The sequence below is a fragment of the Pseudonocardia sp. McavD-2-B genome, assembly GCF_024124365.1.
Taxonomy (GTDB): domain Bacteria; phylum Actinomycetota; class Actinomycetes; order Mycobacteriales; family Pseudonocardiaceae; genus Pseudonocardia; species Pseudonocardia alni.
This window is the reverse complement of the sequence record NZ_JAMXSG010000311.1, coordinates 1-6,203: the sequence shown is the minus strand read 5'-3', so window position 1 is coordinate 6,203 and position 6,203 is coordinate 1. Positions and strand designations below refer to the sequence as shown.

Here is a 6,203-nt window from a genome sequence, read left to right as displayed (position 1 = left end):
CGCCCGCGGGCCTGCGCCTGCAGCGCCTCGCCGATCCGGCGGGCGGCGTCGTCGTGGCCGGGCTGCGGCGGCTGGGGGCCGGTCATCGCAGCTCCCCCGGACGCCGGACGGCCTCGGTACCGGCGCGCTCGGCCATGATCCGGGCGACGGCGTCGAGCGCGCGGCTGGCGGTCGACTTCACCGTGCCCCGGCTCATCCCGGCGGCCTCGGAGATCTCGGACTCGGTCAGCCCGCCGTAGTAGCGCAGGACGAGCACCTCGCGCTGGCGCGGCGGGAGCTGGCCCAGCGCGTCGACGACCGACTGGTGCTCGGCGGACAGCATGGCCAGCGACTCCGCGGAGCGGGCGTTCGCCGCGTGCGGCGGCACGTACTCGCGTGCCGTGCGACGGCGCCGCAGCACCGACCGGGACCCGTTCACCACGGCCGCACGCAGGTAGGCGACGGCGGCCGTCTCGTCCCGCAGGCCGGTCCAGTGCCGGTGCAGCCCGGTGAACGCCTCCTGCACCACGTCCTCCGCGGTGGCCGGGATGTCCACCAGCAGCATCGCGAGGCGCACGAGGCGCAGGCGGTGGTCGCGGTAGAGGTCGGCCAGCGTCAGCGATGTCTCCGGGCCCTGCCGGGCCCCGGAACCACCCGGCCCGTCGACCGGGGCCGACGTGCCCGGGGCGAACGGGTGCGGCCCGGTGCCCGCGGGCGCCGGTCGGCTGTCGATGGCGCGCAACCGGCCCAGCGTCCGGTCGACGGCGTTCTCGGCGCGCTCCTCCTCCACGCCCACCACACTAGCGACCACCACCGACAGGCTCCGCAGCATTACCCGGTGCACCGGGCGACGGCGTCGCCCGCGGTGAGACCAGGCCCATTCCGACGATGGCTCCCCCTTCCCCGCGGGTACGTGATACTCACCCGGAGACAAGGAGCGCTGCGCGGAGCAGCGACCGCCGACGACGAGGAGGCAGGCCCCGTGCCCATCGCCACGCCCGAGATCTACAACCAGATGCTGGACAACGCCAAGAGCGGCGAGTTCGCCTACCCGGCGATCAACGTGACCAGCACCGAGACCCTCAACGCGGCGCTGCGCGGGTTCGCGGAGGCAGGCTCCGACGGCATCGTGCAGGTCTCGACCGGTGGCGCGGAATTCCTGTCCGGCACCCGGGTCAAGGACATGGTCACCGGTTCGGTCGGCCTCGCCGAGTTCGCGCACGTCGTGGCGGACAAGTACCCGGTCAACATCGCGCTGCACACCGACCACTGCCCCAAGGACAAGCTGGACTCGTTCGTGCGTCCGCTGATCGCGGTCAGCCAGGAGCGCGTGGACAAGGGGCAGAATCCGCTGTTCCAGTCGCACATGTGGGACGGCTCCGCGGTCGAGCTCGAGGAGAACCTGAAGATCGCGGCCGAGCTGCTGGAGCAGGCGGCCAAGGCGAAGATCATCCTCGAGGTCGAGATCGGCGTCGTCGGCGGCGAGGAGGACGGTGTCGCGAACGACATCAACGACAAGCTCTACACCGCCCCCGGCGACTACGAGCGCACCGTCGAGGTCCTCGGCTCCGGCGACAAGGGCCGCTACCTGCTGGCCGCGACCTTCGGCAACGTGCACGGCGTCTACAAGCCCGGCAACGTCAAGCTCCGCCCGGAGATCCTCAAGCAGGGCCAGGAGGTGGCCGTGCAGAAGCTGGGGCTCGACGCCGGCGCCAAGCCGTTCGACCTGGTCTTCCACGGCGGGTCCGGCTCGCTGCTCGAGGAGATCCACGAGGCGCTGGGCTACGGCGTCGTGAAGATGAACGTCGACACCGACACCCAGTACGCCTTCACCCGGCCGATCGTGTCGCACATGTTCGCCAACTACGACGGCGTGCTCAAGATCGACGGCGAGGTCGGCAACAAGAAGGTCTACGACCCGCGCTCGTACCTGAAGAAGGCCGAGGTCGGGATGAGCGAGCGCGTCATCGAGGCGTGCGAGTCGCTGAAGTCCGCCGGCAAGGCCCTCTGAGTTCTCCTCCGGATCCACGTCGTGTGCCCACCGGTTGGCGACGACCGGTGGGCGCGCGCCAGGATGGCGGCATGAGTCTGCACGGCAACCTGCTCGAGCCCGACGACACGCGCCTCCCGGTCGACCCCGCTGCGGCGGACCTGACCGCGGGAAAGGACCCGTCGGAGGTGGCGGCGGGGTCGCCGTCGTCGTCGATCGCCTGGGCGGTGCTCGCCGAGCGCGCCCTCGACGCCGGGGAGAGCGTCGCCGCCTACGCCTACGCCCGCACCGGCTACCACCGCGGCCTGGACCAGCTGCGCCGCAACGGCTGGAAGGGCTTCGGTCCGGTGCCGTGGTCGCACGAGCCGAACCAGGGCTTCCTGCGGTCGTGCGGCGCGCTGCTGCGCGCCGCTGCGGCGATCGGGGAGGCCCCCGAGGTCGAGCGCCTGCGCACCCTGATCAACGACTCGGACCCGGAGGCGCTCGCCGCCCTCGGCGTGTCCTGACGCCGGTGGCCGCGTGGGACCGGGTCCGCTCACGCGGCCGGGCCGGAGCCCGGCGCGTCCGCGCGTCGTGGCTGCCGATCCTGCAGTGCTCCATGGCCGCCGGCCTCGCCCTCTGGGTGGCCGGTGACCTGGTCGGTCACACGCGGCCGTTCTTCGCGCCGATCGCGGCGGTGCTCAGCCTGGGCATGTCGCTGAACTCGCGGCTGCGCCGCACGGCCGAGCTCGTGGTCGGGGTGAGCATCGGCGTCCTCGTCGGCGACCTGCTGATCGCGCAGATCGGCAGCGGACTCTGGCAGCTGGTGCTCGTCGTCGCGCTCGCGCTGGTCATCGCGGTGTTCACCGACGGCGGGACCCTGTTCGTCAACCAGGCCGCGGTGTCCGCGGTGCTGGTGACGACGCTGCTCCCGCCCACCGAGACCGGGGGGATCGACCGCTGCATCGACGCCCTGATCGGCGGCCTCGCCGGGATCCTGGTCGCCGCCGTCATCCCCGCGCATCCGGTCCGGATCGTGCGCCGGGTCGCCCGCCGGGTGCTCGACGACCTCGTCACCGTGCTCACCGAGATCGCGACGGCGCTGCGCGAGGGCGACCGGGAGAGCGCGTCGCGGGCGCTGGCCCGGGCCCGCGACACCCAGGCCGTCATCGACGAGCTGCGCACGGCGGTCAGCTCCGCGGGCGAGGTCGTGACGGTCTCACCGATGCACCGGCCGCGCCGGGCCATGCTGCGCCGCTACCGGACGCTCGCCGAGCGGGCCGACTACGCCCACCGCAACGCCCGGGTGCTCGCCCGGCGCGCGATGACCGCGATCGAGGACGGCGAACCGGTCCCGCCCGGTCTGCCGGACGCGATCACCGAGCTCGCCGCCTCCGTCGAGGCGCTGATCGGGGAGCTCGGGCAGGACGGCGACCGCGAGAAGGCGCGCGGCCCGATCCTGGAGGCCGTGCAGCACGCACCGGTCCTCGCCGACCCCGGTGCGGTCGTCGCCCGGCCGGCGGAGGGGCAGCCGGCCGCGGCGCCCGCGGTCTCGGCGCCCGTGCTGGTCGCGCAGGTCCGCTCGATCGCCGTCGACCTGCTGCAGGCGACCGGGATGACCCGCAGCGAGGCGCTGCGTGCGTTGCGTGGGCAACTCACCGATCCGCACGGGGACTGAACGGGCGGAAGGGCTTCCGTCACGGGCCGGTCACGGAGCAGAATCGGGCCTCGTTCGGCGCCGGGACGTCGGTCCCCCCTGCACGGAGTTGTGGACGTCGCTCACTGATCGGGGTTCACGGTGCAGCTGTTCATCCGCTACGTCCTCGCGCCACTCGTCCGGCTCGTGTGGCGGCCCCGCGTGCGCGGCGCGGACCGCATCCCGGCCACCGGGCCGGTGATCCTCGCGGCGAACCACCGTGCGGCCGTCGACACGGCGTTCATCCCGCTCGTCGCCCCACGCAAGGTCGCCTTCCTCGGCAAGGCCGAGTACTTCACCGGCCGTGGTCTGCGCGGACGCCTGATGGCCGCGTTCCTGGGGGCGCTCGGCTACATCCCGGTCGACCGGTCCAACGCCCGCGCCGGCCTCGCCGCGCTCGCCGCGGGGCGCAAGGTCCTGGAGCGCGGCGGTGCGTTCGGCATCTACCCGGAGGGCACGCGCTCCCTCGACGGCAAGCTGCACCGCGGGCACACCGGCGTCGCGTCGCTGGCATTGTCGACGGGCGCGGTCGTCGTGCCCGTCGGGCTGATCGGGACCGAGCGCGTCCAGCCGGTCGGACGGCTGATCCCGCGCCTGGCCCGGGTCGAGATCCGCTTCGGGCGGCCGCTGGAGTTCAGCCGCTACGAGGGACTGGAGGGCGCTCCGGCGATCCGGCGCGCGGTCACCGACGAGATCATGGACGCCATCGCGGACCTGTCCGGGCAGATCTATGTGGACAGTTACCACCGGCGCCCGGACGACTCCGCCGCCGCGGCCTGACCGGAACGGGTCCGGTGGCGACGACGACGGGCTAGCCTGCTGCGGTCCTGTTCCTGTCCGGGGGAGCGTCGCCGGTGGTCCGACTCGTTGTCGTCCTGCTGCTCGTGTGCGGGGTGGTCGTGGGGTGTGGGGCTGCGGAGCCGGAGGGGCCGTTTCCGCCGCGGCCGGCGGAGATCGACGTGGCGAACGTCGACCCGTGTGTGGCGATGACCCCGGACCTCCGGCAGCGCCTCGGGGTGGAGAGCGACAATCCTGCGATTGTGCCGCTGGCGGACGGACCGAGCCGGGCGTGTTCCTGGGGGAACTTCGACGTCGGTGACAGCTACACGGTGCAATCGATTCAGAGTCCGGCCGGGAAGGTAGTAGCAGCGACAGGGGCAGTCGTCACTACCGTCGATGGTTTCGGGGCCGTTCAGATCGTGGAGGACAGAGGGGGATCGGCTCTATGCGAGCTTTACCTCGATACCGCCGACACCGCGAGTATCCGGGTTCAAATGGAGTTACTCGGATACGGCGAGCAGAACGTGGTCTCGACCGACGGCGCGTGTCAGAAGGCCAAGATTCTGGCTCGCAGCTACCTGGCTGAAGCCCGTGCGCACTGATTGATTCGCACCTGCGAACTGTTGTGGCAGATCCACGATCTACCAGTTGATGATTGACCTACCGTCTGGCACATGAAGACATCCGCGCACGTTCCACAGGGGTCGGCCAGCGATTCGCTCATGCTGCAGGTCGACGCTGACAGCGTCCTGGGCGTCTACCGGCGGATGGACGAGCAGGTCCGGTCGATGCAGGAGAGTCGATGGACCGCCACCAGGTTGAGGATTCTCCCTGCCTGTGGGGACGACCCGGTGTCACGCGACGCAGTGACCGTGTTCCAGCCCAAGGTCGATGCCATTATCCGGATCCACGAAGGTTATCTGCGCGAGCTGGTCGACGCTCGTGAACGGCTGAAGCAAGCGGCACAGGAGTACGGGCTCATCGAGAACGAGAACGCGGCAACCCTGAAACCCACCACCCCGTCGTACAACGGCCCGCTGCTCGAGCGTTAGGGATCCGAGCATGCCTCTCCCCCGCTGCTACAACTACGAAGCGTTCGACATCGCGACCAAGGCGGCCTGGATCCTCGGCAAACCCGGTGCCGAGGCCACCCGCCAGACCTCCGACGGTCTCCGCAAGCTCGTCGACGACATGGCGACCACCAAGCAGACCCTCGACCGCGGCATGGCCGACCTCGGCATCTCGTGGCAGGGCCCCGCCGCCCGGGCCGCCCAGGAGTCCCTGGACCGCACCGCGACCGGCGTCGACGGCACCGCGAACGTCGCCCGGAACGGCGCCGACCGCATGCTCGACCACGGCAGCGCGTTCGAGCGCATGCGCAACCAGGTCCGGTTCATCGACCCGGCCGAGTTCTCCTGGATCCAGCGCGCGGGCGACAACATCAGCGAGGCCTGGCAGTCCCTCCGGGGCAGGGGCGCCGACCACGTGACCATCGCCGAGCACAACCAGATCAACGACGAGGTCGCGAACCGGGCGCTCCAGAAGTACGAGTCCGAGACCTCCGCGATCGACGACCGCTTCACCACCGAGGCGGCCGCCGCGCCCCCGCCCGCGACATCTCCGGGCGCGACGCCGGGGCCCGGCGGTTCGCCGGGACCGCAGCCCGGCGTCTCCGTCGCGCCGGGTGGAGGCGGACTTCCCGGCCCGACACCGGGACCGGCCGGCGTCGGGCTTCCCCCGGTCGGGTCGGCCTCGCAGCCGGTGTCGGCACCCACCGGC

The 6,203-nt window shown here is 71.8% G+C and carries 7 protein-coding genes and 1 pseudogene; 7 read left to right on the top strand and 1 reads right to left on the bottom strand.

The genetic code is table 11. The features are described from left to right. Positions 1 to 82 precede the first annotated feature (82 nt). A complete protein-coding gene (locus NH602_RS26870; protein WP_073576143.1) occupies positions 83 to 769 on the bottom strand; it encodes an RNA polymerase sigma factor in 687 nt (228 codons plus the stop codon). A gap of 192 nt (positions 770 to 961) precedes the next feature. Here NH602_RS26870 and fbaA point away from each other — a divergent pair, with 192 nt between their 5' ends. The 7 genes and pseudogenes from fbaA to NH602_RS26835 form a co-directional block, all read left to right on the top strand. Then, positions 962 to 1,990 carry a class II fructose-bisphosphate aldolase gene (gene fbaA / locus NH602_RS26865; protein WP_179761543.1) on the top strand — a complete coding sequence of 343 codons (1,029 nt, stop codon included), beginning with the start codon at positions 962 to 964 and terminating at the stop codon, positions 1,988 to 1,990. Between the two features lie 71 nt (positions 1,991 to 2,061). Continuing rightward, positions 2,062 to 2,475 carry a DUF3151 domain-containing protein gene (locus tag NH602_RS26860; protein ID WP_179761544.1) on the top strand — a complete coding sequence of 138 codons (414 nt, stop codon included), beginning with the start codon at positions 2,062 to 2,064 and terminating at the stop codon, positions 2,473 to 2,475. A gap of 5 nt (positions 2,476 to 2,480) precedes the next feature. Beyond that, positions 2,481 to 3,626, top strand: coding sequence for an aromatic acid exporter family protein (locus tag NH602_RS26855; RefSeq protein WP_253069237.1), 1,146 nt, complete (start codon positions 2,481 to 2,483; stop codon positions 3,624 to 3,626). A gap of 120 nt (positions 3,627 to 3,746) precedes the next feature. Continuing rightward, entirely contained in the window at positions 3,747 to 4,424 is a 678-nt protein-coding gene (locus NH602_RS26850) for a 1-acyl-sn-glycerol-3-phosphate acyltransferase (RefSeq protein ID WP_179761545.1), read from the top strand. Between the two features lie 74 nt (positions 4,425 to 4,498). After that, positions 4,499 to 5,026, top strand: coding sequence for a DUF3558 family protein (locus tag NH602_RS26845; RefSeq protein WP_253069236.1), 528 nt, complete (start codon positions 4,499 to 4,501; stop codon positions 5,024 to 5,026). Positions 5,027 to 5,098: 72 nt separating this feature from the next. Then, positions 5,099 to 5,476: a hypothetical protein gene (locus tag NH602_RS26840; protein WP_253069235.1), complete on the top strand. Its 378-nt coding sequence runs from the start codon at positions 5,099 to 5,101 to the stop codon at positions 5,474 to 5,476. 10 nt (positions 5,477 to 5,486) lie between these two features. Then, positions 5,487 to 6,203 (top strand): annotated as a pseudogene (locus NH602_RS26835) (hypothetical protein); the annotation flags it as partial.

Coding starts and splice junctions, on each gene's coding strand:
- NH602_RS26860 (WP_179761544.1), top strand. CDS start 2,062: ATGAGTCTGCACGGCAACCTGCTCGAGCCCGACGACACGCGCCTCCCG.
- NH602_RS26840 (WP_253069235.1), top strand. CDS start 5,099: ATGAAGACATCCGCGCACGTTCCACAGGGGTCGGCCAGCGATTCGCTC.